Here is a 25,177-nt window from a genome sequence, read left to right as displayed (position 1 = left end):
CTCTCCGTCGCACCCTCCCCTAACCCCTCCCGCAAGCGGGAGGGGGATTGATGGGCTACTTCGCCGCGGCTTCGAACAACCGGTTGAGGAACGCGGTTCGCGCCTTGCCATAGTCGCCGTCGCTTGCCTTGGGCGCGGCGGCGGAGACGGCAATCACCACTTTCGACTTGGGATCGACGCGGATCGCCTGGCCGAAGATGCCCTGCGCGCCGAAGCGGCCCTCGGGATAGGTCCACCACTGATAGCCATAGCCATAGCCCGGCACGCCGATGTCGGCATGCGCGGTGGTCGACTGGCGATACCAGTCGGCGGGGACGACGCCCTTGCCGCCTTCGAGCGCGAACTGGCCCAGCCGGGCATAGTCGCGCAACGACACCGACAGGCAGCAGCCGCTCACCTCGTGCCCGGACGGATCGACCATCCAGAAGGCGTCCTGCTCCATGCCATAGGGCTGCCAGATCTTCTCGCTGAGATAGGTGGCGAGCGGCTTCCCGGTCGCGCGCATCACCAGCACGCCGATCAGATTGGTCTCGCCGGTCTTGTAAACCCACTTCGCCCCCGGTGCGAACTCGCGCGGGAGCTTCTTCATGTAGAAGACGGTGGGGTCCTCCGCCGCCGGCACCGCTTCCAGGAACATGCGGGCGACGTCGGACTTGGGATCGGTATAATCCTCGTTCCACTTCACGCCCGAGGTCATGGTGAGCAGCTGGGCGATCGTCACCCCGTCATAGCCGCTGCCGGCCAGTTCCGGGATGTACCTGGTCACCGGCTCGTCGACCGACTTGATATATCCGTCCTGGATCGCGGCGCCGACCAGCGAGGAGGTGAAGGACTTGGCGACCGAGAAGCTGGTCCAGCGCCCTTCCCGCGAATAGCCGCGGGCATAGCGCTCGAGCACGATCTTGCCGTCCTTGAGGACGATCAGCCCGGCGATGTTCTGCGCCGCGATGAAGGCGTCGAGATCGGCATCCGGGAAGGCGAGCGGCGTGCCGGCGGGAAGCGGACGGACCTTGCCGCCGGCCTTGACGATATGGCCGGGGAAGAGACGCTCCATATGCGGGAAATTGGCGTCGCGCTGGGCCTGGCTCCAGAACAGCACTTCGGCGCCGACCTTGCGCAGGCCGCTATTGTCGCCGGACTGCAGCTTCACATCCGACGACTGGACCGCCTGGGCCTGTGCGGCCTGCCCCGAGACACTTCCGAGCGCGAGCATGCTCGCCAGCAGCAATTTCCGCATCATCCCTCCTCCTTCACCAGGGTGAGCTGGATGACGTCGATACCGCCCCCTCTGAACCCGCCCTCGCAATACATCAGATAATAGCGCCACAAGTCTATGAACTTGCTATCGAATTGTTCCGGAAGCGTGCCCGCCGCCACCGCCGCGTCGAAGCGCTCGCGCCAGATGCGCAGCGTCTCGGCATAGTCGAGGCCGAAGCCGGTGCGATCCTGCCAGCGCAGGCCTCGCGCCTCGGCCAGCGCCCGGAAGCGCGCTTCGGAGAGCAACAGTCCGCCGGGGAAGACATAGGCCTGGATGAAATCGACGTTCGCGGCATAGTCGGCGAAGAAGGCGTCGTCGAAGGTGATCACCTGCAGCGCAGCGCGGCCACCGGGCTTGAGCGCGCCGGCAATGGCATCGAGATAGGCGGGCCAATAGGGCTCGCCTACCGCCTCGGCCATTTCGATGCTGGCGACGGCGTCATAGCGGCCCTGCACGTCGCGATAGTCGGTGAGGGTGAAGCGGGCATGCTCGGGCACGCGCGCCTCGGCCCAGGCCTTCTGCTCGGTCGAGAGAGTGATGCCGTGAACCTTGCGCCCCTCCGCCACCGCCAGCTCGGCGAAGCTGCCCCAGCCGCAGCCGATCTCGAGGATCTCGTCGCCTGGACGGGTATCGGTGCGGGCCAGGATCGCGGCGAGCTTCTCGTGTTGGGCCTGTTCGAGGGTCTGCCCTGAGGCGGTGAACAGCGCGCTCGAATAGGTCATGCCCGGGTCGAGCCACAGCCGGTAGAAGTCGTTGCCCAGATCATAGTGGAACTGGATGTTCCGCCGTGAGCCGCCGCGATGGTTGCGATTGCGCCAGTGGAGCAGCCGCTTGAAGCCCCGGGACAGGCCGGTGGCGCGGGCCTGGCGCGCCAGCTCGGCGCGGTTGAGCCCGAACAGCGCAAACAGCGCGACCGGATCGGGGCTAGACCATTCGCCAAGCGCCCAGGCCTGGTACCAGCCGATCGAGCCGCCGATGGCCAGGCGGAGCAGCGCGCGCCAGCTGCGCAGGTCGACGATCGCCGCGGGCCCTTCCGCGCGGCCGCCGAGCAGCCGCGCGCTGCCGTCGGGCAGGCTGAGCGACAGGCTGCCCTGGGCGATGCCGGCATCGATCCTGTCGAGCTGGCGGCGGAAGAAAGGTGCCAGCGCGCGGGCGAACCAGCCCGGGCGGCGCGGCAGATTGGGATCGGACTGGCTCAACGGCGCATGCATTTCGGGGCGCACAATGCACGCGCCGGTGAGTCGGGCAAGCCTAAGTCTTGGCGCGCTTCTTTGGCCGCTCGCCGTTGAAGACATACCGCAGCGCCGGGCTCAGCTTGATCAGCTTCCAGATGCCGTAGGAACAGAAAAAGGCGATCAGGCAGAGCAGGATGAAGCGCGGCCAGAGCGGAATCGGCAGCAGATCGAGCAACGGCGTGGCCAGAACGATCAGCGGCTCGTGGAACAGGTAGATGACGAAGGAAGCCGAGACGAGCGCCTTCACCCAGCGGCGCTCGCCATGGATGAAATGCGCCAGCGCGCCGAGCGAGGCTTGCGTCAGGCAGATCGCGGCGACGCCGGTGATCACCGGCCGCCAGAGAAACGGGATCGCGCGCGGATAGAAGACCACCGCGATGCTCGCCGCGAGCCCTGTCAGGAAGAGGATCCAGGAGAAGCGGGCAAAGCGCCGGTCGAGCGCGGGAATGCGCTGGAGGAGCGCGCCGAGCAGGAACCAGGGCAGGTAATCGAGCGCGTAGCGGGCCGAGAGGAAATTGACCGCGAAATTGTCGAGATAGCGATAGCGCTCGAGCTGGAGCGAGCCGAGGCCGCACAGGCCGAGGACCAGCCCGGTGGCGAGAGTAAGCGGAATGAACCAGCGGACCAGCGCGCGCTGCTCGCCCCTGAGCTCGGCATGGGCGAGCCGGGGGAACAGCCAGGCCAGGCCGGCGAGCGCGGCCGTGTAGTAGAGCAGCACCTGGACGAACCAGAGATGCTCGAACGGGTTGCGATCCGCCATCGTCATGATTTCCCACCAGCGGGCGATCGGATCGGGATGGCCGGTCTCGAGCAACAGCAGGATGTGCATCGCCGGCACCAGCAGGAAGGTGCCCGCCAGGAAGGGCGGGACGAGCCGGTGGAGGCGGGACGGCAGATAGCTCGCCACCGGGCGCTTCTGGAGCAGCATCGCGGCGAAATAGCCGGCGATCATGTAGAAGCCTGGCATGCGGAACAGGTGAAGATAGTCGGCGAGCTGGATGAAGTCCCGCGAGCGATCGTGGAAATTGGCGATCCACGGGCCCGGCCGCGCCGTCAGCGAGGCGTGGTACGGGATGCCGAACAGCAGGAACACCGCCCGAAGCGCATCGAGATCATGCCGCCGGGCGCGCTCGGCGGGGGTACGGAAAGTGCCGTCGGCAGGGTTCATCGGGGATAGACGCTTCGGGCCGGCGCAAGTTCACGCGAAGAGAGGCCAGCGGGCGCGCGGGTCAACATGAACGAGGCGATAGGCTAGTCCCCCGCCAATGCAAGCTGACAAGTGTATCAGAGTTTGTGCGGCTCCTTGTCGACCATCCAGGTCTGCCCCTTCGACACCAGCTTCTGGAGATCGGCGGCCTTGCCTTCGCTCGCCGCCCGGTTCTGCGCGGCCACGGCGCTCTCGAAGGTGGGCGCGGGATCGTCGTAGAGCACGCCCAGTGCCATCGGGAAGGCGCCGAAGGGCATTTCGACGAGCATGTGCGCGACGGCGCGGTTGGTGACGTTGTGGACGATCACCCCCGCCCCCTGCCAGTCGCCCTCGATCACATCGACAACCTTGAGCACCAGCCGCTCGGGATCGAGCGCCAGGCCGCGGGTGCCGCCCGCGAAGAGCAGCGGCTGGCCATGCTCGGCCCAGAGCTGGTTGGCGGCAGCATTCGGCTTGGCGGTGAAGGGCTCGAAGACCTCGTCGTTATAGACGATGCAGTTCTGGAAGATCTCGACGAACGCCGCGCCCTGGTGCGCGTGTGCGGCCTTGAGGACGCCGGGCAGGTTCTTGTGGACGTCGATCCCGCGCGCGACGAAGCGCGCCCCCGCCCCCAGCGCGAAGGCGCAGGGCTTGGCGGGATGGTCGACCGAGCCGAACGGCGTGGACGGGCTGCGCGTGCCTTCGCGGCTCGTCGGCGAATATTGGCCCTTGGTGAGGCCGTATATCTCGTTGTTGAACAGCAGGAACTGGCAATTCAGGTTGCGCCTGAGGAGGTGCATCGTGTGGTTGCCGCCGATCGACAGCGCATCGCCGTCGCCGGTGATGATCCACACATCGAGATCGGGATTGGCGAGCTTGACCCCCGTCGCCACCGCCGGCGCACGGCCATGGATGGTGTGGAAGCCGTATGTCTCCATGTAATAGGGGAAGCGCGACGAGCAGCCGATGCCGCTGACGAACACGGTGTTCTCCGGCGCGACGCCCAGCTCGGGCATCGTCCGCTGCACCGCCTTGAGGATCGCATAGTCGCCGCAGCCGGGGCACCAGCGGACCTCCTGATCGGTCTCCCAGTCCTTGGGGGTGCTCGGGCGGATCGTGGTGATCTCGTTCATCTGTTTCTCCTTCGTCATCCCGGCGAGAGCCGGGATCTCGTGCCTCAGGCGTGGGCTTGCGGCCTGAGACCCCGGCTTTCGCCGGGGTGACGATTGCTAGGGATTCACTGCCTCCGGGCTGGGAAGCTGGCTGTTATCGGGCGGCAGTTCCTGATCGAAGTCGGCGCCGAGATGCTGGGCGATCGCAGCCTCGATCTCGGCGATCCGGAAGGGCTGGCCCGAGACCTTGGTAAGCGACCGGGCATCGACGAGATACTGGTCGCGCAGCAGCGTCTTGAGCTGGCCTGTGTTCATTTCCGGTACGAGGATATGCTCGTAACTCTGTAGCAGAACGCCAAGATTTCTGGGAAGCGGCCAGATGTGGCGGATATGGACATGGGCGACGTCATGCCCCTTTGACCGCGCCCGGCGCACCGCCTGGGCGATCGGGCCATAGGTGGAGCCCCAGCCGACCACGACCAGCTTGCCGCCCTGCCCGCCCTGCTCGACCGCCTGATCGGGCACTTCGATCCCGGCGACCTTGTCGCGGCGGGTGTCGGTCATCGCCTGATGGTTGGCGGGGGAATAGTCGATATTGCCGGTCCCCTGCGCCTTCTCGATGCCGCCGATGCGGTGGAGCAGGCCCGGTGTGCCCGGTTTTACCCAGGGCCGCGCGCGCCGGTCGTTGCGGGCATAGGGCTGGAATTTCTCGCCTTCGGGCGGGGCCTCGGTGTGGAACTGCACCGGGAAGGGTTCATAGGCCGACATGTCCGGCACCTTCCAGGGCTCGGCGGCATTCTGGAGATAGCCGTCGGTGAGCAGCATCACCGGGGTCATGTATTGGGTGGCGATCCGCACCGCCTCGATCGCGACATCGAAGCAATCCGCGGCCGAGCGCGCGGCAAGCACCGGCACGGGCGCATCGCCGTTGCGGCCATAGACCGCCTGGTAAAGGTCGGACTGCTCAGTTTTCGTGGGAAGTCCGGTCGAGGGGCCGCCGCGCTGGGCGTTGACGATCACCAGCGGCAGCTCGGTCATGATCGCCAGGCCAATCGCCTCGGTCTTGAGCGCGATGCCCGGGCCCGACGAGCAGGTGACGCCAAGGCTTCCAGCATAGGCGCTGCCCAGGGCGGAAGCCACCGCGGCGATCTCGTCCTCGGCCTGGAAGGTGGTGACGTTGTACTCCTTGTAGCGCGACAGCGTGTGCAGGATCGCGCTGGCCGGAGTGATCGGATAGCCGCCGAAGAACATAGGCAGATTGGCGAGCTGGGCCCCGGCGACGAGCCCGAGCGAGATCGATTCCGCCCCGGTGACGGTGCGGTAGAGCCCCGGCTCGGCGGGCGCGGCGGCAACCTGGCGCTGGCTGATCCCCATCGCGCCCAGCTCTGCGGTCTCGCCATAGGCGTGGCCGGCGTTGAGCGCGGCGATGTTCGCTTCGGCCAGCTCGGGCGCCTTGGCGAACTTGGCCTTGAGCCAGTCGACGAGGGGCTGGCGATCGCGATCGAACATCCAGAGCGCGAGCCCCAGCGTCCACATGTTCTTGCAGCGCAGCGCCTCCTTGTTGCCGAGGCCGAAGGGCTTCACTGCGTCGAGGGTGAGCTGCGAGATGTCGAGGCGGAGCAGCTGCCACCGGGCAAGGCTGCCGTCGTCGAGCGGATTGGCGGCGTATCTGGCCTTGTCGAGGTTGCGCTGGCCGAACTCGCCCTCGTCGGCGATGATCAATCCGCCGGGCTTCAGGGCCTCGACATTGGTCTTGAGTGCCGCCGGGTTCATCGCGACAAGCACGTCGGGCTGGTCGCCGGCGGTGTCGATCCGGGCCGAGCCGAAGTTGATCTGGAAGGCGGAGACGCCGAACAGCGTGCCCTGCGGCGCGCGGATCTCGGCGGGGAAATCGGGGAAGGTGGCAAGGTCGTTGCCGGCCAGCGCGGTGGAAAGCGTGAACTGGCCGCCGGTGAGCTGCATTCCGTCGCCGGAGTCGCCGGCGAAACGAACGACGATCGCTTCAGGTGCGGGATGCGCCGACGCCTCTTCGGGCGTGAGCGTATGCGCGGCAGTCGCCACAGCCTCTCTCCTGCAATTTTATATCGTTGTGCAGGTGTGTACGCCCCAAATTCAACGCTGCAAAGCCCGGCCCGCAACTGCCTGTCCCAGCGCGAGGATCGAGGCGACGTGCCGGCGCGAGACTTCGAGCGCGTCCTCGCCATAGCCGCCGCCCAGCGCGCTGGCGAAGGGGATGCCGTGCGACGTCATGACGCCGGAAACCCAGCGATCGCGCGCGATCAACCCGTCATAGCTGAGCGCGAGGCGGCCGAGTCGGTCGCCGGCAAGCGGATCGACGCCGGCCTGGTAGAGGACGAGATCGGGCGCGAAGCCCTCGAGCAGCGGGACCAGGGTGCGCTCGAGCGTTTCGAGATATTCCGCGTCGCCCACGCCGTCGGCCAGCGGGACGTCGAGCGTCGAGCGCGCCTTGCGGACCGGGAAGTTCTTCTCGGCATGGATCGAATAGGTGGCGATCTCGGGCCGGCCCGCGGTGAGCGCGGCGGTGCCGTCGCCCTGGTGCACGTCGCAATCGATGATCAGCACGCGGTGCCCCTCCTCCGCCAGCCGGACGGCGGCGAGGGCGAGATCGTTGAACACGCAGAAGCCGGCGCCGGTATCGAAGAGCGCATGGTGGCTGCCGCCGGCGGTGTTGGCCGCGAAGCCATGCTCGAGCGCGAGCCGGGCGGCCAGATAGGTGCCGCCGGGCACGGCCTGGGCGCGGCGGGCGACTTCGGGGGTGACCGGAAAGCCGATGCGCCGCTCCTTCTCGGGCGGCACCGCGGTGCTGAGCACCTGCTCGACATAATCGGGATCGTGCACCGCCTCGAGCCAGATGCGCGGCATCGGCTCGGGCTGGTGCCAGGTGAAGATGTCGCCTTCCGCGCGCAGCAGGTCGCGGACCAGGCCGTTCTTGTTCCACTGATACTGGCTGCGCGCCGGAGCCGGCGCGACGTAATCGGGGTGGTGGACGAGATGGATCACTTCCCGAACGTAGGTATCCCGTCATCCTGGCGAAAGCCGGGATCTCGTGCGCTCCTTCCCGCGCCATCGCCTGAGATCCCGGCTTTCGCCGGGATGACGTTAGAGGTAATGCGCGCGCCATGACCGACATCGCCTCCCTTCCCTATCGCCCCTGCGCGGGCGTGATGCTGCTCAATCGCCACGGCCAGGTGTTCGTCGGCCAGCGGCTCGATTCGGTCGTCGAGGCCTGGCAGATGCCGCAGGGCGGGATCGATCCGGGCGAGGACCCGATCGAGGCGGCATGGCGCGAGCTGTGGGAGGAGACCGGCGTGCAGCGCGAGCTGGCCGAGCTGGTCGCGGTCGCGCCCGACGAGCTGTTCTACGACCTGCCCGAGGACCTGGTCGGCCGCATCTGGAAGGGCAAGTGGCGCGGGCAGCGCCAGCGCTGGTTCCTGTTCCGCTTCCTCGGCGAGGACAGCGACGTCAACATCGAGACCGCCGAGCCCGAATTCCGCGCCTGGCGCTGGGCGGAGCCGAAAGATCTCCCTGAGATCATCGTGCCGTTCAAAAGAGCGCTCTATAAGGAACTGTTGACCGTCTTTGGACAACATCTCGTCTGATCCTGCCCTAGTTTCGCTCCCATAACGGCGATACGGACCTGCACATGCGCGCCTCGCTCCTTGCCCTGCCGTTGCTGCTCGCCGCCGCACCGGCATTTGCCGTGCCGATGGACGACGAGGACGACACCGTCGCCGCCGCGCTGGCGACCGCGAACGTGCCGCCCGCGCTCAAGCTGATGCTCGAGGCGGCGATGGAATCGGGCAACGAGAACGACGTCGCCGTCATTGTGAAATATGCGCGCTCGGCCGCCCCCGACAGCGCCGACCAGCTGGTGAAGATCGCCGCCGACTGGCGAGATTCCCGGCTGAAAAAGGCGCAGGCCAAGATCCGCAGCGCCGACTTCTTCGCGCTGGTGAAGGGCCATGCCGAGCTGGGCGGCTATGTTACCGAGGGCAATACCGAGAATGTCGGCATCGCCGCGTCGATGGAATTGAAGCGCGAAGGCCTGGAATGGCGCCACAAGCTGCGCATCCAGGGCGATTACCAGGAGAGCCTGGGGATCACGACGCGCGAACGCTATCTCGCCGCATACGAGCCCAACTGGAAGTTCGACGACCGCGCCTATCTCTACGGCGCGGCGCAATATGAGAGCGATCGCTTCTCGGGCTTCAGCGACCGCGTCTCGGTGTCGAGCGGGATCGGCTACAGCGCGATCAAGTCGCCTTCGGTGAAGCTCGATCTCGAAGTGGGCCCGGCCTTTCGCTACACCCGCTTCATCGCCCAGCCCGAAGAGAGCAACGCGGCGGCGCGCGGCAGCCTGGATTTCGGCTGGAAGATCACCAAGGGCATCTCGGTGACGCAGAACGCCTCTGCCTATGTGCAGGACGCGAACAGCACCATCTCTTCCAAGTCGGCGCTGCTCACTCGGCTGTTCGGCCCGCTCTCGGCGCAGTTCAGCTATTCGCTGCAATATGAAAGCACGCCAGCGGTGGGCCGCAAGAGCACGGACTCGACCAGCCGCGCGGCCCTCGTCGTCGATTTCTGACCGGCCATAATCAAAACGCATGCGCTTCCCGGCGTTCGCTGGGGTGACCGCAATAATATTTCGCGCTAGTCCCGCGGGATGACCGAGCTTTCCAAGATCGAATGCGCGGCTGTGGAGAGAGCTGCGGCCTCGCCGATGCTGGCGCGGACCGAGGCCTGGACGGCGATCAACAGCGGCACCCGCAATCTGGCGGGACTTGCCCGCATGGCCGATGCCCTGGCCGACGCCTTCGCTGCCCTGCCCGGCCCTCTCGCGCTGGTCGAGCCCGAGGCAGCCGATAGCGTGACCGCAGACGGGCAGGTGTTGCCGCTGGCGCATGGCCGGCACCTGCACCTGGCCGTCCGCCCCGAGGCGCCGGTGCAGATCCTGCTCACCGGGCACATGGACACCGTCTTCGGTGCCGATCATCCCTTCCAGGTCAATCGCTGGCTACCCGACGGCAACCTGAATGCGCCGGGCGCGGCCGACATGAAGGGCGGGCTCGCGCTGATGCTCGCCGCGCTGGAAGCGGTGGAGGAGAGCCCGCTCGCCGCGCATCTCGGCTATGAGGTGCTGATCAATTCGGACGAAGAGACCGGTTCCTTCTCCTCCGCCGGCCTGATCGCGGGCGTTGCCAGGGGCAAGGTGGCGGCGCTCACCTATGAGCCTGCCCTGCCCGACGGCACGCTGGCGGGCGCGCGCGGGGGCACGGGCAATTTCTCGATCGTCGTGCACGGCAAGTCCGCGCATGCCGGGCGCAATCCCGAAGAAGGGCGCAATGCGCTGGTCGCCGCCGCGGACCTGGCGATGCGGCTCAATGACGCCAAGACCCCCGGGCTCGCGGTGAACCCGGCGAAGATCGACGGCGGCGGGCCGAACAACGTCGTGCCCGATCTCGCGATCCTGCGCGTCAATTTCCGGCCGAAGGACGCCGAGGCGATCACCCGCGCCCGCATCGCGATCGACCAGGCCGTGGCGATCGTCACGGTCAAGCACGATGTGCACGTGCACGTGCATGGCAGCTTCAATCGCCCGCCCAAGCCGCTGGACGCCGGTGCTGAGAAATTGTTCGAACTCGTGAAGCGCTCGGGCGCCGATCTGGGCATCCCGGTTGCGTGGAAATTCTCGGGCGGCGTGTGCGACGGCAACAACATCGCGGCCTGCGGCGTGCCGGTAGTCGATACGATGGGCGCGCGCGGCGGCCTGATCCACAGCGCCGATGAATTCCTTATCCCGGAGAGCCTCGCTGAACGCGCTGCGCTCTCCGCCGTCACCATGTTGCGTATCGCCGAGAAGGGGAAGTTATGAGTTTCGTGATCAGGGCCGCCCGCGACGAGGATCTGCAGGCGCTCTACGAGATGGCGAAGCTCACCGGCGGCGGCTTCACCAATTTGCAGCCCGAAAAGGACGTGCTGCGCGCCAAGCTCGCCCGCAGCCATACCGCGTTCGAGCGCGGCGAAGGCGAGGCCGGCGACGATGTGTTCGTGCTGGTGCTCGAGAATGCAGATACCGGCGAGGTGCGCGGCACCTGCCAGATCTTCACTGCGGTGGGGCAGCGCTGGCCCTTCTATTCCTATCGCCTCGCCACCGAGACCAAGCACAGCGAGGAGCTGGGCCGCACCTTCCGCGCCGAGACGCTGAGCCTGGTCAACGACCTGGAGGGCTGCTCCGAAGTAGGCGGGTTGTTCCTGCATCCGGGCGAGCGCGCCGGCGGGCTGGGCATGCTGCTCGCGCGCAGCCGCTACCTGTTCATCGCCCGCCACCGCCACCGTTTTGCCGAGCGGATCCTCGCCGAGCTGCGCGGGGTGATCGACGAGGCGGGCGGATCGCCCTTCTGGGACGGCATCGCCGGGCGCTTCTTCGGGATGAACTTCCAGGAGGCGGACAGCTTCAATGCGGTGAACGGCAACCAGTTCATCGCCGATCTGATGCCCAAGCACCCGATCTACACCGCGATGCTCTCCGACAGCGCGCGCGGGGTGATCGGCCTGCCCCACCCCTCGGGCCGGGCGGCGATGCGGATGCTCGAGGGCGAGGGCTTTGCCTGGGAACGCTATGTCGACATCTTCGACGGCGGCCCGACCATGACCGCGCGCACCGATCAGGTGAATACGGTGCGCGATGCCCGTACCGCGCAGGTGGTGGCGGTGGAAGCCGGCGGCGAGGCGGCGCTGGTCGCGACCGGCACGCTCAAGGAATTCCGCGTGACCCAGGGGCGCGTGGCGGTGCGCGACGGCGGCGTGGCGATCGACGAGCGCACGGCCGAACTGCTCGGCATCGGGATCGGGGATGAGGTGCTGCATGTGGGGCGTTGATCAAGAGCCCCTCCCCTTCAGGGGAGGGGTTTGGGGTGGGGCCTGTCCGTCTCACCGAGCCCATCGCCCGCTGATATGCCCCACCCCAACCCCTCCCCTGAAGGGGAGGGGCTAAGCCATGCTTACCGAGATCAACTTCGACGGGATCATCGGCCCGAGCCACAATTATGCCGGGCTAAGCAATGGCAATCTCGCCGCGACCCGCAACCGGGGCGAGACTTCCCATCCCCGCGCCGCGGCGCTGCAGGGCATCGCCAAGATGCGGGCGAACCTGGCGCTCGGGCTGCCCCAGGGCATCCTCCTGCCCCATGCCCGGCCCGATCATCGCTGGCTGGCGAGCCTGGGCACCCGCTTCGAGGATGCGCCGCCGCACACCCGGGCGCAGGCGCTCTCCGCCTCGCCGATGTGGGCGGCCAATGCCGCGACGGTCTCGCCCGCGCCCGATACCGGCGACGGCAAATGCCATCTGAGCGTCGCCAACCTGGTGACGATGCCGCATCGTAGCCATGAATGGCCCGAGACACTGGCGCAGCTCCGCCTCGCCTTTGCCGATCCTGCCTTCACGGTGCACGGGCCGGTGCCGGCGCCGTTCGGCGACGAGGGGGCGGCCAACCATATGCGCCTCGCGCCCGGGCATGACGCGCCGGGTGTCGAGGTGTTCGTCTATGGCATCTCCGGCGGCCCCTTCCCCGCCCGCCAGCACCCGGACGCCAGCGCCGCAGTGGCGCGCAGGCACCGGCTCGAGCGCGTGCTGTTCGTCCAGCAATCCGAGGAAGCGATCGCAGCGGGGGCGTTCCACAACGACGTGGTGGCGGTGGCCAATGGCCGGGTGCTGTTCGCGCATGAGCAGGCTTTTGCCGACAAGGACCGCTTCTACGCCGATCTGCGTGCGATGCTGCCCGAGGTCGAGATCGTCGAGGTGCCTGCCGACCAGGTCAGCCTGGCCGATGCGATCAAATCCTATCTGTTCAACGCCCAGCTGGTGACGCTGCCGTCGGGCGAGATGGCGCTGGTGCTCCCCGGCGAGGCGCGCGAGACGCCGGGCGTGTGGAACTGGCTGCAGGCGCATGTCGCCGGCAATGGCCCGATCCGGCGTCTCGAGGTGGTCGATGTCCGCCAGTCCATGGCCAATGGCGGCGGCCCGGCCTGTCTGCGGCTGCGCGTGGTTTGCGATCCGAAAACCGTCGATCCGCGCTTCCTGGTCGATGCGGCGAAGCTGAGCCGTATCGCCGGCGTCATCGAGGCGCATTGGCCCGAGGCGATACCGTTCGATTCGATCGGAGACCCGGCGCTGATCGAGCAGGTGGAGGGTGCGCGGCGGACGCTGCTGGAGGCGCTCGACCTGTCGGATTTACTTACAGGTAACCAGCAAATTTAACGCGAAACTACGTATTTTTGCGGTTGGCCCGGCGCTTGCTTAACATCCGGCATGTTCCATCGCCTCGGCCGCCTGTTCGTGATCAAGACCAAGTTCGAGGCGTTCCTCGTGATCTATGGCCTTGCCTGCGGCGCGACCGAGCGCGGGGTTCATTATCTTGGTACCTTCCCCGGCTGGGGAGGCTGGCTGCTGTTCGGTGCATGCCCGATCGCCGTGTTCATGGCGGGCGCCAAGATATTGGACAGCTTCGATGTTCCGGACTGAGCGGGGAATTGCGTCTGTGACGGTCGGCGGCTAACTCCGAAACGGAGCGACCTTTGGGGAGGTCATAAAGCGCGTGCGTTTGTTTCCAGGTATCTTTTCAAGTCTAGCGGCGCAGGCATTGCTCGCGGCGGTCGTGCCCGGCGGGCTGATGGTCTTCGTCATGCACGAAGGGCAACAGGCCGAACTGGCGCAGCGCGAGGGCGAACGGCTCGATGCATTCGTCCAGACGGCGGCCGAAATGGCGCGCGCGGGGCGGCCGCTCGATCAGGCGATGCAGCAATCGGGGCCGCTTGCCGGTCGCGTGCTGCTCGTCGATGCCCAGGGCCAGGCGATCGCGGGACCGACCACCAGCGTGACTCCGCGCGTCGAGCGCCCGGTCCAAGTCGACGGCCGCACCGTGGCGACCGCCAAGATCGTCCGCCCGCCCGAGCTTTCGGACCAGGACCGGCGCGTGCTCGCCACCCAGTATATCGGCGTGGCGGCGATCGTCGTCGTGCTGTTCGTGCTGCTGCTGGTGATGGCCTATGTCTTCGCCCGGCGCTGGGCGAAGCCGCAGCTCCAGCTCTACGGGCTCAGCCGCGACGTGGTGAACGGCGATCTCGACCTCTATTTCGACGAGGACGGCCCCGCCGAGGTGGTGGCGACGATGCGCAACCTGCGCCGCATCGCCAGCCAGTTCAGCCGGCTCGAGACGGCGCGGCGGACCTGGCTGGTCTCGATCTCGGGCGAGCTCAAGGGCCCGACAGAGAATATGGGCGAGCATTTCATCAAGCTCTGCGAAGTGCAGCCCCCGCTCGAGCCCGCGCTGATCGGCGCGATCGAGGAGGATACCCGCCGGCTGATCCATATGGCCGAAGACCTCAACGCCGTCGCGCTGGCCGATCTCGGCCGCCTGCCGGTGACCTTCGCCTCGGTCGACCCGCGCGCGCTGATCCACAACGCGATCTATGCCGACAAGAAGCGCGCCGAGGCGCAGGGCGTCCGGCTCGAGACCAGCACGCTGCCCGAATACACGGTGATCGTGAAATGGGACGGCGCACGGATCGAGCAGCTGTTCAGCGCGCTGATCGACAATTCGCTGCGCTACACCCCGCGCAATGGGCGGATCGTGCTGGGCCTAGAGAGCTCGCGGGATGCCTGGCGCCTGATCATCGACGACAATGCCCCCGGCGTGGACGTGATGCTCGCCCAGCGGCTGTTCGAGCCCTTTTATCGCAGCTCGGATCGTTCGGACGAATCCGCCGCCTCGGGCCTGGGCCTGGCGACGGCGCGGGCGATCGTCGAGGCGCATCACGGGCGGATCGAGGCGAGCCGCTCGCCGATCGGCGGCCTGCGCGTGACGGTGATCCTGCCGGGCAACCCGCCGACGGCCTGAGGGCGCCTCTAGACCTGGGAGATCGAAGCCCCGCCTGGCGACCGCGCCGGGCGGGGTTTTTCGTGCGCCGGTCCTTCAAGGCGGATCGGCTGGGCCGATGTCTTGAGCTCCAGAACATAAAAACCCCGCTAAGCCGTTGGCCTAGCGGGGTTTTTAATGGCGCGCCCGGAACGATTCGAACGTCCGACCCTCAGATTCGTAGTCTGATGCTCTATCCAGCTGAGCTACGGGCGCGCTGTGGAGGGGTGCCTTTAGAAGCGGTTTTCAGATCGCGCAAGCCGTTGCGTGCAGTTTTCCACAAGCATAAGGCGCTTTCATGCGTTTTATCCTGCTGCTCAGCCTTGTCGCCCTCACCGGATGCACCCAGTCGACGGCGCGTTACCCCTCGCTGCTCCCCCGCGAGATCGAGAAGACCAGCCTCGCCGAGCCCGATCGCCCCGCGCCGGTGGCGACGCCCGACGCGGCGCTCGACAAGCGAATCGCCGAGATTCGCGCTGGGCTGGACGACGGCATCAAGACGTTCACCGCCGGCGCGCAGGATGCCGAGGCCAAGATCGCCGTCGCGCGCGGCACTGCCCCGGGCTCCGAGCCCTGGCTGCAGGCGCAGGTGGCGATGGGCGGGCTCGCCGAGCTGCGGCGCCCGGCGGTGGCTGCGCTCGCCGATCTGGAGGAAATCGCGACGCAGCGCGGTGTGGACGGGCTTCCGCCCTACCCCGCGCTCGATGCCGCGGTGGCCGATGCCGGCACCGCCGCCGATTCGCAGCAGGCCCGCATCGATTCGCTCGAGGCCGCGCTGGGCGGCACCGGCGGCTAGGCCTTAGTCGTCGGCCAGCTCCGGGTGGAGCAGGCGGAGGACCGGGATCACCGAGGCATAGTCGTCGGTCCAGGGCGCGAAGCCCGGCCATGCGCCGAGCGGCCGCCAGCCGCCGCCGCGCGCCACCAGCCGGTTCAGCACCGCGGGATCATGGCTGAGCGCGATCCATTCCGAAGCCGATTCGGCATCGCGCTCGATCTGCTCGACGCGCGTGCCGCCGCCGGTGCCCGGCGTGGCGACGAAATTGGGGCCGGGCTCATAGGACAGTCGCACCGCCTGCCAGCCGCCGTCATGCGCCGCTGCCGAAACCACCGGGGCCAGCGCCATGAAGCGGTTGGAGATATGGACCAGCAGCAGGCCGTTCGGCGCCAGCACCCGTCCATAGGTGGCGAAGGCCTGGCGCGTGAGCAGGTGCATCGGCACCGTGTCCGAAGAAAAGGCATCGAGCGCGAGCAGATCGAGGCTGGCGCTTGGCGATTCGGTGAGGCGCACGCGCGCGTCGCCGATCGAGATGCGGGTCTGCGGGGCGCATTGGCTGAGGAAGCTGAACTTGCCAGAATCGCGGGCGAGCTGGACGATCGCCGGATCGATCTCGAAGAAGCGCCAGCTCTGGCCGGGTCGGGCGTAGCAGGCGAGCGTGCCGGTACCGAGCCCGACCACGCCGACGCGTGCCACCGGGCCATAGAGATCGGGCAGTGCCTGCATCGCCTGCCCCACCCCGGATCCGGGGACGTAATAGGTCGTCGGCTCGCGCGAGAGCGCACCCTTGAGCTGGACGCCGTGCAGCGTGGTGCCATGGGCGAGCTGGCGCTCCTCGGCATAGTCGGTGACCGTATAGACGCCGAAATAGCTGCGGGTCCGCGCATCGGTGAGCGAGAGTTGGATCGCGTGATAGCCGCCGAACAGGATCAGCCCGCCTGCCAGCGCCGCGAGGAATGCCGGGCGCCGGCCGATCGCGACCAGCCCGAGCGCCGCCACCAGCACGAAGGCGATCTGCTCGTGCATCTCGCCGAGCAGTCCGCCGGGATTGGCGATACCGAGCCAGACCAGCCCGGCGACCGCCAGCGCCAGGCCCAGCGTCTTCAGGCCGGCACTATGACGCCATAGCGCCCCGCTCGCGGGCACCAGGAAGATCTGCGGACAGAGCGCGCCGGCGGCAAAGACGAGCAAGGGATATTCATAGGTCCAGTCGAACATCAGCGGCGCGAGGAGGCCGGCGAACACCCCGCCCAGCGCGCCGCCCACCGACATGGCGAGATAGAAGCCGGTCAGCCGGTCGGGCGCCGGGCGCAGCGCGTACATGCGGGTATGCAGCGTCACGGCGATGGCGAAGAGCAGCAGCAGCCCGATGATGGCGTTGAGATAGGCGAGCTTCTGGTGCCCGGCGATCAGCGTGGCGCCGAACAGCAGGATGATCACCGGCGCGAACCTGGTCAGGATTTCCGGGAGCACTGCGCCGTCGCGAAAGGCGACCGAGAAGCTGAGCAGATAGAGGCCGAGCGGCAGCACCCAGAGCATCGGCACGGCGACGATATCGGTGGTGAGGAAGGTGGTGGTCGCCAGCATCAGCCCCGAGGGCACCAGCGCCAGCACGATCCAGTGGAGCACGCGGGGCAAGGACGGTGCCGGGCTGTGGTGCGCGATATGCGGCTCGTCATCGGCCTTGCGCGGCAGGCGCGAGGCGCAGCCGGCGACGAGCAGCAGCACGAGGACATAGCCGGCGGTCCACAGCCAGCTCTGCCCCTTGAGTGCCAGATTGGGCTCCACGATCAGCGGATAGGCGAGCAGCCCGCCGAAGCTGCCGATGTTCGAGGCGGCGTAGAGCGCATAGGGATCGCGGCCGTGGCTGGCGATGCTGTACCAGCGCTGGAGCAACGGCGCCTGCGCCGAGATGGCGAAGAACAGCGGGCCGATCGAGGCGACGAGCAGCCAGGGCACCCACAAGGCCGGCTCGGCTTCGGCGGGCAGCTCCATCGCGATCACGCCGATCGGCAGCCACAGCGCCGCGCCGAGCAGCACGGCAAGGTGGATCGTCGCCTGCATCCGCGGCGGCACCCGGCCGAGCCAATGGGCATAGGCATAGCCGCCGAGCAGCAGCGCCTGATAGACCAGCATCGCGCTGTTCCACACCGCCGGCGCGCCGCCGAGTTGGGGTAGCGCCATGCGCGCGACCATCGGCTGGACGAGGAATAGCAGGAAGGAGCCAGCAAGGATCGCCGCGACGAACAGCCAGCGCGGCGCGCGCGCAGCAGCCAGTTCGTCGTCGGTAGCTTCGTCCATCAAAGGCCTCCCCAGGATCGGCTTAGCCGGCGGTGCTTTCGCCGGGATGAACGGCAGGCCGTGCGATCCGGTAGGTGATGTGCGGGTTGAGCCATTCGGGCGCCTGGGGATGGATGAAGTCGTCGGCGGGAACGCGCAGCATGCCCAGGCGCTCCATCAGCCCCCAGCTGCGCGTGTTGCCGAGCACGGTCATCGCAGCGACGCCGGGCACGTCGAGGTTCGCCCAGGCCCAGTCGAGGCTCGCCTGCGCCGCCTCGCGGGCATAGCCCTTGCCCCAATAGGCGGGTGCGAGCCGCCAGCCGATCTCGAGCTCGCCGAACAGCGGCGTGCCCTCGGGCCCCGGCTTGAGTCCGCAAAAGCCGAGAAAGGCGCCGTCTTCCTTGCGCTCCACCGCCCAGAAGCAGTGTCCATGGGCGTCGAGGATCGCATTCTGGCGCGCCATCGCGGCATCGGCGGCCTCGGGCGTGAGCGGGACGCCGAGGAACTCCATCACCGCCGGATCGCGGCCCATCGCATGCCAGGCCGGGCGGTCACCATCCTGCCAGCGGCGCAGGATCAGGCGTTCGGTCTCGATCATCGTGGGCGCTCCAGCAGATAGACGATCATCGCGCCTACCGGGTCGTCCGCAGGATAGCCATGGTGATGGAAATCGAGGTCGCGGCGCCGGGTCATGCCGAGCCGTTCCATCAGGCCCCAGCTCTGCGCGTTGGGCTGGGTCGTCCAGGCGCCGATCGCCGGCGCGTCGAGGTTCGCCCAGCCCCAGGCGATGCTCGCCGCCGCGCCCTCGCGGGCATAGCCCCTGCCCCAATGCGGCTCGGCGATGCGCCAACCGATCTCGGGCATGCCGGCCACCGGCGCTTCCGGGCCATAGTCGGATGCGATGCGGATGCCGATGCTGCCGACCAGCTCGCCGGTCCCGCGCAGCTCCGCCGCCCAGTAGCAATGGCCGAAGCGCGCCTGATCGGTGAGGCGCCGCTCGAACATGGCGTCCATCTTCCCAGGCGAACGGATGCCGCCCAAGTGCCGCATCATCGGTTCGGTATTGACCAGCGTGTCGAAGACCGGGCGATCCGCCGCCGTCCATGGGCGGAGGCGGAGGCGCGCGGTCTGGATCATGCCGGGCGATCGATCGCGTAAACGATCATCGCCCCGAAAGGGTCGCTGGCGGCAAAGTCGGGATGCCGGAAATCGAGATCGGTGCGGCGGCGCATGCCGAGCCGCTCCATCAGGCCCCAGCTGCGGGTGTTACCGATCACCGTCCAGGCGGCGATGCGGGGCCTGTCGGTATTGGCCCAGCCCCAGGCCAGGCTCGCCTCCGCCGCCTCGCGGGCGATGCCCTGCCCCCAGAATTTCTCGCCGATACGCCAGCCGATCTCCAGCTCCTCGGGCACCGGCGTGCCGGCATGGCCGCCGATGCGGACGCCGCAGACGCCGGCCATCTCGCCGGTCTCGCGCAACTCGACGGCCCACATGCAATGGCCGAAGCGCGCCTGCTGATCGATCATCCGGTCGATGATCATGTCGTGCTTCGCCTGGGGCACCGGGCCGCCGAAATGCTCCATCATCGCCGGCGTGTTGGCCAGCCCATGGAAAACGGGCTTGTCCGCCTCGCGCCAGGGGCGGAGCAGCAGGCGCGGCGTAGTGATCATCCCACTACTCCGTCATCCCCGCGAAGGCGGGGATCCAGGGTAACATAGCGACGCCCTACATGACTCTGGATCCCCGCCTTCGCGGGGATGACGAGGAAGAAGCGGGGGCTCATTTGCCTAGAAGGCGTGCCGCCAGCGGCGCGTGATAGGTGAGCACGCCCGAGCAGCCTGCACGGCGGAAGGCCATCAGCGTCTCGAGCACCAGCGCCTCGCGCTCTCCCGCCCCGGCGGCTGCGGCGGCCTCGATCATCGCATACTCGCCACTGACCTGATAGGCGAACACCGGCACCTGGAACTCGCTCTTCACCCGCAGGATGATGTCGAGATAGGGCAGCCCCGGCTTGACCATCACGCTGTCCGCGCCCTCGGCGATGTCGAGCGCGACTTCGCGGAGCGCTTCCTCGGCATTGGCCGGGTCCATCTGATAGGTCTTCTTGTCGCCCTTGAGCAGCCCGCGCGAGCCGACCGCGTCGCGGAACGGGCCATAGAAGGCGGAGGCATATTTGGCGGCATAGGCCATGATCTGGACGTTGACATGCCCGTTCGCCTCCAGCGCCGCGCGGATCGCGCCGACGCGGCCGTCCATCATGTCCGACGGCGCGACGATATCCGCCCCCGCCTCGGCCTGGACGAGCGCCTGATCGACCAGCACCGCGCTGGTCTCGTCGTTGAGGACATAGCCCTGGGCGTCGACGATGCCGTCATGGCCGTGCGCGGTGTAGGGATCGAGCGCGACGTCGGTCAGGATGCCGATATCGGGCACCGCGTCCTTGATCGCACGGATCGCGCGACACATCAGATTGTCGGGATTGAGCGCCTCGCGCCCGTCATCGGTGCGCAGCTCGCGCGGGGTGTTGGGGAACAGTGCCAGGCAGGGGATGCCCAGGTCGCGGGCCTCGCGGGCACGCTCGACGATGCCGTTCAGCCCCCAGCGCGACACGCCCGGAAGCGAGGCGATCGGCTCCTCCGTATCGCCCTCGGTCACGAACAGCGGCCAGATCAGGTTCGCCGGGGTGAGGACGGTCTCGGCGTGCATCCGGCGGCTCCACTCGGAAGCACGGGTGCGGCGGAGGCGGAGCGCGGGATAGTGACTCATGGGCGTGCCTGTGCGCCCTCAGCCATTGGGTTGCAAGCGCCCCGCGGGTTCGCTGGTGGCATGGGCATGCTCCTCGGCCTCCTCCGGCAAGGGCGGGACGACCAGCACCTCGCTGCGCCAGCGGCCATAGCGATAGTAGAGCGCGGCCAGCGTCAGCGAGCAGGCGGAGCCGATCGGGAAGGCCAGCCACAGCGCGTCATGCCCAATCCAGCGCTGGCCGAGCAGCGCGAAGCCGAAGCGGATCGGGAAGAGCGTGATCGCCAGGATGATCAGCGGCGGCACGGTTGCGCCATTGGCGCGGACGGTGGAGAACAGCACCATCGTCGCGCCGAACATCAGGAAGGTCCAGCTCGCGAGCAGCTGGATATGGCGGGCGATCGGAATGGCGGGGCTGTCGCTGCCGACGAACAGTGCCATCACCGGGCGATCGAACAGGATGATCGCGCCGATCACCACCAGCGTGATCGCGGTGTTGTAGATCAGGCCCGAGCGCGTAATCGCGTTGACCCGCTCCCATTTGCCCGCGCCGATATTCTGGGCTGCCATGCTGGAGACGGCGACGCCGATCGCCATCGCCGGCATCTGGATATAGGTCCAGAGCTGCTGCGACACGGCATAGGCCGCGGCGGTATCGACTCCCAGCCGGTTGACCAGGCCGACCATCGACAGGCCGGCGGTGGACATCACCAGCATCTGCGCGCCCATCGGCAGGCCCTTGGCGACGATCGTGCGGATCAGCGCGCCTTCGGGGATCAGGTAGCGCAGCTCCTGGCCGCGCAGGCGGACCGGCAGGTCGCGCGCATAGACATAGATCAGCAGGCCGAAGCTCGAGACCAGGCCGGCGATCAGCGTCGCGGTGGCCGATCCGGCGATGCCCATGCGCGGAAACGGGCCGATCCCTTCGATCAGCAGCGGATTGAGCCCGGCATCGATGATCACGCTGAGCAGCATGAACCATAGGGGCGTGATCGAATCGCCGGTGCCGCGCAGGCTCATCTGGATGAGCACGCCGAGCATCGAGAAGGGCAGCCCGAAGAAGATCACGCGCAGATAGGCGAGCGCCATCGCCTGCGCCTCGCCCGGCGTGGCCAGCAGGTGGAGGATCTGCGGGGCGAAGGCCCAGCCGAGGATCGCGATCAGCACCGCGCCGGTCATCACCAGTCCGATGGCGGAACCGAAGGCGCGCCGCGCCGCCTCGACATCGTGGCGACCCATCGACTGGCCGATCAGGATGGTCGCGGCCATGCCGAAGCCGAACACCGCCGAGAACATCAGGAACATGATGATGTTGGCGTTGCTGGTGGCGGCCAGCGCCTGTTCGCCCAGGAAGCGGCCGACCCAGATCGAGTTGATCGAGCCGTTGAGCGACTGGAGGATGTTCGAGCCGAGCGTGGGCAGCGCGAACAGGAGGAGGGTTCTGCCGATCGGGCCCTGGGTCAGGTCGTGGCGCTTTGCCGGTGGTGCCATCCCTGCCCTACTCCCCTCAAATTAGGCTGTTCCCCGGCGAAAGCCGGGGCCCAGAGCCAAGCAGTTCAGCGCTCTCGACCCTGGGCCCCGGCTTCCGCCGGGGAACGATGTGGTTTTAGCCGAGCCGCGACAGCGCCGCCGACAGCCGCTCGGCCTCGGCGGCCTTCTCGGCATGATCGGCACGCGCCTTCTCGACCGCCTCGGGCTTTGCTTTCTCGACGAAGCTGGCGTTGTTCAGCCGGCCCGCGAGCCCGTCGCGCTCCTTCTCGGCCGCGGCGATCGCCTTGGCGAGACGGGTCTTCTCGGCTTCGAGGTCGACGATCCCTTCAAGCTTCGCGAAACCGAGAAGGCCATCGAGCGTCACCTGCATCGAATTTTTCTCGGCAAGTTCTTGTTCCATCCAATGATGGTCGATTGCGGCTCCCGTCGGGTCCTGCTCGACCCGAGCCGCGCCAATACGTCGCCAAATAACTCGATCGATTCGAGCGAGGCGTTTAATCGCCTCAACATTCTGTTGAAGTCGGCGAGCCGACAAATCATCCATCCGAGTGATGATTAGTTCCAGCTTCACTGAAGGTGGGATGTTCAGTTCGGTTCGCGAAGTACGAATTTGCTGAACTAGTGCGATTACCCAATCCACGTCGCCTTGCGCGGTGGGATCGAGCGCGCGGGCATCGGCCATCGGCCATTTGGCGACGATCAGCTCATGATCGCGCGGACCCATCTTCGACCACAGCTCTTCGGTGATGAAGGGCATGAACGGGTGGAGCATGACCAGGATCTGATCGAGCACCCAGCCGGCAACCGCGCGGGTCTCTTCGGCGCCCTCGCCACCTTCGCTCTGGAGGACCGGCTTGATCAGCTCGAGATACCAGTCGCAGAAGCGGCTCCAGGTGAACTGGTAGATCGTGTTCGCCGCCTCGTCGAAGCGCAGATCGGCCAGCGCCAGGTCGAGCGCCTGCACGGTGGCGATGGTCTCGGCGATGATCCAGCGATTGACTGCCAGCTGCGCCTCGGGCGCCTCGATGCTGGTCGAGGCCGCAATGCCGTTCGACTGGGCGAAGCGCGCGGCGTTCCACAGCTTGGTGCCGAAGTTGCGATAGCCCTCGATCCGGCGCTCATCCATCTTGATGTCGCGGCCCTGGCTTTCCATCGCCGCCATGAAGAAGCGCAGCGCATCGGCGCCGTAATTGTCGATCAGCCCGAGCGGATTGACGACATTGCCCTTGGACTTGGACATTTTCTGCCCGTCCGCCGCGCGGACGAGACCATGAAGATACAGCGTCTTGAAGGGCACCGCCTTCATGAACTGCAGGCCCTGCATCATCATGCGGGCGTCCCAGAAGAACAGGATGTCGAAGCCCGAGATCAGCACGTCGTTGGGATAGCGCCCGCCGAGCGTGGGATCGGGGTTCTCCGGCCAGCCCATCGTCGCGAAGGGCCAGAGCGCCGAGGAGAACCAGGTGTCGAGGACGTCCAAATCTTGGAAAACCGGATGCTGACCCTCCTTAAGCGTCCAAGCATAGTCACCCGAAGGCCGTTCCCGAACGAGCGTGATCTTTTCCGTGCTGACGCCGTAATATGCAGCAAACTGTTTGCGAATATCGTCGTCGTTATCAGCAACTACGATGTGACCATTTGTGAACGCTGCTGCGGGACTGGTTTCGATACCCCGCACCTCATTCTGGAGATAGGTTTCCTTCGGGACGCCAAACCATGCCGGAATCCGGTGGCCCCACCAGAGCTGGCGCGAGACGCACCAGGGCTGGATGTTCTCCATCCAGTTGAAATAGGTCTTTTCCCAGCTCTTCGGCACGATCTTGGTCGCGCCAGAGCGCACTGCCTCGATCGCCGGCTTGGCGAGCGTCGCGGCATCGACATACCATTGATCGGTCAGCCAGGGCTCGATCACCTCGCCCGAGCGATCGCCGAACGGCGTCGCGATCGTGCGCGGCTCGGCGTCATGTTCCTCGCCGTCCTTGTCGACATGCGGGATCAGGAAGCCTTCTTCCTTCAGCCGCGCGACCACCAGCTTGCGCGCCTCGAACCGGTCGATGCCGAGCAGTTCCTCGGGGATCAGCCCGTCGCTGGTCTGGGTGATGCGGGCCTTGGCGTCGAGCATGTTGAGCATGTCGCGCGCTTCGATCCCGGCGCGGCGGCCGACTTCGAAGTCGTTGAAGTCATGCCCCGGGGTGATCTTCACCGCGCCCGAACCGAGCTCGGGATCGGCATGCTCGTCGGTGACGATCGGGATCAGGCGGCCGGTGATCGGCAGCTTGACCTGCTTGCCGACCAAAGCAGTGTAGCGCTCGTCGGTCGGGTGCACCGCCACTGCCATGTCGGCCAGCATCGTCTCGGGACGCGTGGTCGCGACCTCGATGAAGCCCGATCCGTCGGCGAGCGGGTATTTCAGGTGCCAGAAGCTGCCCTTGACGTCCTTGGTCTCGACCTCGAGGTCGCTGATCGCGGTGCCGAGGCCCGGATCCCAGTTCACCAGCCGCTTGTCGCGATAGAGCAGCTTCTGCTTGTGCAGCTCGACGAACACCTTGAGCACGGCCTTGGAGAAGCCCGGGTCCATGGTGAAGCGCTCGTCCGACCAGTCCATCGAGCAGCCGAGGCGGCGGAGCTGCTGCGTGATCTCGCCGCCGCTCTCTTCCTTCCACTCCCAGACCTTCGCCACGAACTCCTCGCGCGTGAAGTCGGTGCGCTTCTGCTGCTTCGCGTTGAGCTGGCGCTCGACGACCATCTGCGTGGCGATGCCCGCATGATCGGTGCCGACCACCCAGCGCGCGTCCTTGCCCTTCAGTCGGGCGTGGCGGACGAGGATGTCCTGCAGCGTGTTGTCGAGCGCATGGCCGATATGCAGGCTGCCCGTCACGTTGGGCGGCGGGTTGACCAGCGTCCAGGGATCGGCGCCGTCACGCGCGGGGCGGAACAGGCCGTTATTTTCCCAATGCTGGTACCAGCGGGCTTCCAGTTCGGCGGGGTCGAAGGTCTTGGGCAGTTCGCTCATGCCCTGCCCTTAGCCGCACCACCGGAAAATCCAAGCCGGGGCGTAAGGCCGTACGACTTTCGATCCGCTTCTTCTTGGATCCCCGGCGAAAGCCGGGGCCCAGGGTCACGAAGCGACTCGGCAGAGAAACCCTGGGCCCCGGCCTTCGCC

General features: G+C 67.2%; 21 protein-coding genes and 1 tRNA gene. 8 read left to right on the top strand and 14 right to left on the bottom strand.

Annotated features, from left to right (window positions below; all coding sequences use genetic code 11):
• Positions 1-55: 55 nt before the first annotated feature.
• From P6144_RS04360 to P6144_RS04335, 6 genes are all read right to left on the bottom strand, one after another.
• Positions 56-1,240, bottom strand: coding sequence for a serine hydrolase domain-containing protein (locus P6144_RS04360; RefSeq protein ID WP_277766480.1), 1,185 nt, complete (start codon positions 1,238-1,240; stop codon positions 56-58).
• The gene (locus P6144_RS04355) at positions 1,237-2,469 is read right to left on the bottom strand and encodes a cyclopropane-fatty-acyl-phospholipid synthase family protein (protein WP_277766479.1); all 1,233 of its coding nucleotides are present in this window, start codon (positions 2,467-2,469) and stop codon (positions 1,237-1,239) included. Before P6144_RS04355 ends, P6144_RS04360 begins: the two co-directional genes overlap by 4 nt.
• A gap of 40 nt (positions 2,470-2,509) precedes the next feature.
• Positions 2,510-3,661 carry an acyltransferase family protein gene (locus P6144_RS04350; protein ID WP_277766478.1) on the bottom strand — a complete coding sequence of 384 codons (1,152 nt, stop codon included), beginning with the start codon at positions 3,659-3,661 and terminating at the stop codon, positions 2,510-2,512.
• A 116-nt stretch (positions 3,662-3,777) separates the two neighbouring features.
• Positions 3,778-4,812, bottom strand: a complete 1,035-nt coding sequence (locus P6144_RS04345) for a 2-oxoacid:ferredoxin oxidoreductase subunit beta (protein ID WP_277766477.1) — start codon at positions 4,810-4,812, stop codon at positions 3,778-3,780.
• Positions 4,813-4,908: 96 nt separating this feature from the next.
• A complete protein-coding gene (locus P6144_RS04340) occupies positions 4,909-6,852 on the bottom strand; it encodes a 2-oxoacid:acceptor oxidoreductase subunit alpha (protein ID WP_277766476.1) in 1,944 nt (647 codons plus the stop codon).
• Positions 6,853-6,903: 51 nt separating this feature from the next.
• Positions 6,904-7,812, bottom strand: coding sequence for a histone deacetylase (locus P6144_RS04335; protein WP_277766475.1), 909 nt, complete (start codon positions 7,810-7,812; stop codon positions 6,904-6,906).
• A gap of 119 nt (positions 7,813-7,931) precedes the next feature.
• Between P6144_RS04335 and P6144_RS04330 the strand changes: the two genes are divergently transcribed.
• The 7 genes from P6144_RS04330 to P6144_RS04300 all read left to right on the top strand — a co-directional run bounded on the left by P6144_RS04330 (position 7,932) and on the right by P6144_RS04300 (position 14,708).
• Positions 7,932-8,411, top strand: a complete 480-nt coding sequence (locus P6144_RS04330; RefSeq protein WP_277766474.1) for an RNA pyrophosphohydrolase — start codon at positions 7,932-7,934, stop codon at positions 8,409-8,411.
• Positions 8,412-8,455: 44 nt separating this feature from the next.
• Positions 8,456-9,397, top strand: a complete 942-nt coding sequence (locus tag P6144_RS04325) for a DUF481 domain-containing protein (RefSeq protein ID WP_277766473.1) — start codon at positions 8,456-8,458, stop codon at positions 9,395-9,397.
• Positions 9,398-9,475: 78 nt separating this feature from the next.
• Positions 9,476-10,684, top strand: coding sequence for a hydrolase (locus P6144_RS04320; RefSeq protein WP_277766472.1), 1,209 nt, complete (start codon positions 9,476-9,478; stop codon positions 10,682-10,684).
• Positions 10,681-11,691, top strand: coding sequence for an arginine N-succinyltransferase (locus P6144_RS04315; protein WP_277766471.1), 1,011 nt, complete (start codon positions 10,681-10,683; stop codon positions 11,689-11,691). Before P6144_RS04320 ends, P6144_RS04315 begins: the two co-directional genes overlap by 4 nt.
• Before the next feature lie 118 nt (positions 11,692-11,809).
• A complete protein-coding gene (locus P6144_RS04310) occupies positions 11,810-13,069 on the top strand; it encodes an N-succinylarginine dihydrolase (RefSeq protein ID WP_277766470.1) in 1,260 nt (419 codons plus the stop codon).
• Positions 13,070-13,120: 51 nt separating this feature from the next.
• Positions 13,121-13,333: a hypothetical protein gene (locus tag P6144_RS04305; protein WP_277766469.1), complete on the top strand. Its 213-nt coding sequence runs from the start codon at positions 13,121-13,123 to the stop codon at positions 13,331-13,333.
• Positions 13,334-13,451: 118 nt separating this feature from the next.
• Positions 13,452-14,708, top strand: a complete 1,257-nt coding sequence (locus P6144_RS04300; RefSeq protein WP_277766468.1) for an ATP-binding protein — start codon at positions 13,452-13,454, stop codon at positions 14,706-14,708.
• A 157-nt stretch (positions 14,709-14,865) separates the two neighbouring features.
• Here the strand turns inward: P6144_RS04300 and P6144_RS04295 are convergent.
• A tRNA-Arg gene (locus tag P6144_RS04295) sits at positions 14,866-14,942 on the bottom strand.
• An 82-nt stretch (positions 14,943-15,024) separates the two neighbouring features.
• Here P6144_RS04295 and P6144_RS04290 point away from each other — a divergent pair.
• On the top strand, positions 15,025-15,522 hold the full coding sequence (locus P6144_RS04290) for a hypothetical protein (RefSeq protein ID WP_277766467.1): 498 nt from the start codon (positions 15,025-15,027) through the stop codon (positions 15,520-15,522).
• Positions 15,523-15,525: 3 nt separating this feature from the next.
• Here P6144_RS04290 and P6144_RS04285 read toward each other — a convergent pair whose 3' ends face one another.
• The 7 genes from P6144_RS04285 to P6144_RS04255 all read right to left on the bottom strand — a co-directional run bounded on the left by P6144_RS04285 (position 15,526) and on the right by P6144_RS04255 (position 25,027).
• The gene (locus P6144_RS04285) at positions 15,526-17,802 is read right to left on the bottom strand and encodes a fused MFS/spermidine synthase (protein WP_277766466.1); all 2,277 of its coding nucleotides are present in this window, start codon (positions 17,800-17,802) and stop codon (positions 15,526-15,528) included.
• A 22-nt stretch (positions 17,803-17,824) separates the two neighbouring features.
• Positions 17,825-18,379, bottom strand: coding sequence for a GNAT family N-acetyltransferase (locus tag P6144_RS04280; protein ID WP_277766465.1), 555 nt, complete (start codon positions 18,377-18,379; stop codon positions 17,825-17,827).
• Positions 18,376-18,918, bottom strand: coding sequence for a GNAT family N-acetyltransferase (locus P6144_RS04275; RefSeq protein ID WP_277766464.1), 543 nt, complete (start codon positions 18,916-18,918; stop codon positions 18,376-18,378). The genes P6144_RS04280 and P6144_RS04275 overlap by 4 nt, the downstream gene beginning before the upstream one ends.
• Entirely contained in the window at positions 18,915-19,451 is a 537-nt protein-coding gene (locus P6144_RS04270; RefSeq protein ID WP_277766463.1) for a GNAT family N-acetyltransferase, read from the bottom strand. The genes P6144_RS04275 and P6144_RS04270 overlap by 4 nt, the downstream gene beginning before the upstream one ends.
• Positions 19,452-19,560: 109 nt before the next feature.
• The gene (hemB, locus tag P6144_RS04265; RefSeq protein WP_277766462.1) at positions 19,561-20,547 is read right to left on the bottom strand and encodes a porphobilinogen synthase; all 987 of its coding nucleotides are present in this window, start codon (positions 20,545-20,547) and stop codon (positions 19,561-19,563) included.
• An 18-nt stretch (positions 20,548-20,565) separates the two neighbouring features.
• A complete protein-coding gene (locus tag P6144_RS04260; protein WP_277766461.1) occupies positions 20,566-22,014 on the bottom strand; it encodes an MATE family efflux transporter in 1,449 nt (482 codons plus the stop codon).
• Between the two features lie 115 nt (positions 22,015-22,129).
• Complete coding sequence (locus P6144_RS04255) at positions 22,130-25,027, bottom strand: valine--tRNA ligase (protein ID WP_277766460.1); 2,898 nt, start codon at positions 25,025-25,027, stop codon at positions 22,130-22,132.
• Between the last annotated feature and the right edge of the window lie 150 nt (positions 25,028-25,177).

Origin of the sequence: Sphingomonas sp. HITSZ_GF (assembly GCF_029543155.1) — a bacterium.
In the GTDB taxonomy this organism is placed as follows: Bacteria; Pseudomonadota; Alphaproteobacteria; order Sphingomonadales; family Sphingomonadaceae; genus Sphingomonas.
This window is presented reverse-complemented; position numbering and strand designations above follow the sequence as displayed.